This window comes from Longimicrobium sp., assembly GCF_048594345.1.
Classification (GTDB): Bacteria; Gemmatimonadota; Gemmatimonadetes; order Longimicrobiales; family Longimicrobiaceae; genus Longimicrobium.
In genome coordinates this window covers 1-1,269 of the sequence record NZ_JBMDXM010000028.1, presented here as the reverse complement: position 1 = coordinate 1,269, position 1,269 = coordinate 1, and the positions used below count along the sequence as shown (strand labels likewise).

The window sequence follows — 1,269 nt, the reverse complement described above, 5'->3', positions numbered from 1 at the left end:
GGCGCCAGAACCAGCGCCATCGCCGCTCCCAGCGCCAGCCGTCGCACCGTTCGGCGCGCCGCTTGCGAAACCCGCCCCCGCCGATTGCCGCGACTTCGTTCGTCCGGCCCGATGATCCGTCCCATTCCTCCCGGAGCGCGTTTGATGAAGCGTCTGCTGCTGTTGGCCGCCTGCCTGGCGGCCGCCGGGTGCAGCGACAGCAAGGTGGTGGTGCGTGCCTCGCTGGCCCAGGCCGGCGAACCCGTCGCGGACCTGCCGGTTTTCCTGCTTCCCTACGACCGTCAGGCGCTGATGGATTCACTGGCCGAAGCGTCCGACCAGCCCGAGCCCACAATTCCTTCTGCGCTGGTTACGCAACTTGAGAGCCTGAACGCCCGGGAGCGCCAGCTTTCCGCCGCCGGAAGCGCCGAAGTGCGGGTGGTTCGCGCCCAGCGAGCCGCCGTGCAGGCGCAGTTGGATTCCATCCGCGTGAACCGCCGCCGGTGGCGCCAGCGGGTGTTCGCCGACTTCGACAGCGTGGCGGGGATGAAGATGGCGGAGCTGGGCACCACCGCCGCCACCGACACCACCGACACGCAGGGCAACGCCAGCATCGCCGCGGACGAGGGGCGCTTCTGGGTCTACGCCGCATACGTGCTCCCCGACGTCACCCTGGAGTGGAACGTCCCCGTAAACGTGCGCGGCGACAGTACCGTCGTGCGCCTGACGCGTGAGAACGCCACCGAGCGGCGCTTCTACTGATCCCTGTTCTCAACACAGAGTACGCGGTGTAAGAGGGAGAGGAGGCGGATGCAGATCTTCATCCGCCTCCTCTCCCCTTCAACTCCGCGTCCGTTCATCCCGCTCGGCCCGATGGATCCCTCACCTCCATCGCCAATGTAGCCGACGGTTCTCCAGATCGCGCATCAGGTGGTGCGATCGACACACTTTCCTGTGCTTCAAAACGTATCCACCGATCTACAGGCCTCTCTCAAAAAACGCGGATGGCCCCCTGCCGCATTCCCATCTGCTTCCCGTTCCCGACACCTCTACAAAAGATCGTGCCGCATCGACATCCCCACCTGCACCCGACACCTGGGATTCGGACGCCTACGCGCGAGTGCGGAGGAAACGGCACGAGCAAACTCTGAGTCCAGTCTAAAAAGCCTCTTGGGTTTCTGCAGATTCTTCTTGGATATTGCCTAAGTCAATGCTATATTGTGATTTAGACAGCGGTCCCCCTCTCCCCGCCGCCCCTGCACCTACCGTGTTTCGTCCGAACGAGGCGCA

Annotated in this window: 1 protein-coding gene; it reads left to right on the top strand. The window is 64.5% G+C overall.

Translation table 11 applies throughout. The features are described 5' to 3' along the window. Window positions 1-144 precede the first annotated feature (144 nt). Window positions 145-741, top strand: coding sequence for a hypothetical protein (locus tag ACOJUJ_RS03100; RefSeq protein ID WP_420125378.1), 597 nt, complete (start codon window positions 145-147; stop codon window positions 739-741). The last annotated feature ends 528 nt before the right edge of the window (window positions 742-1,269 follow it).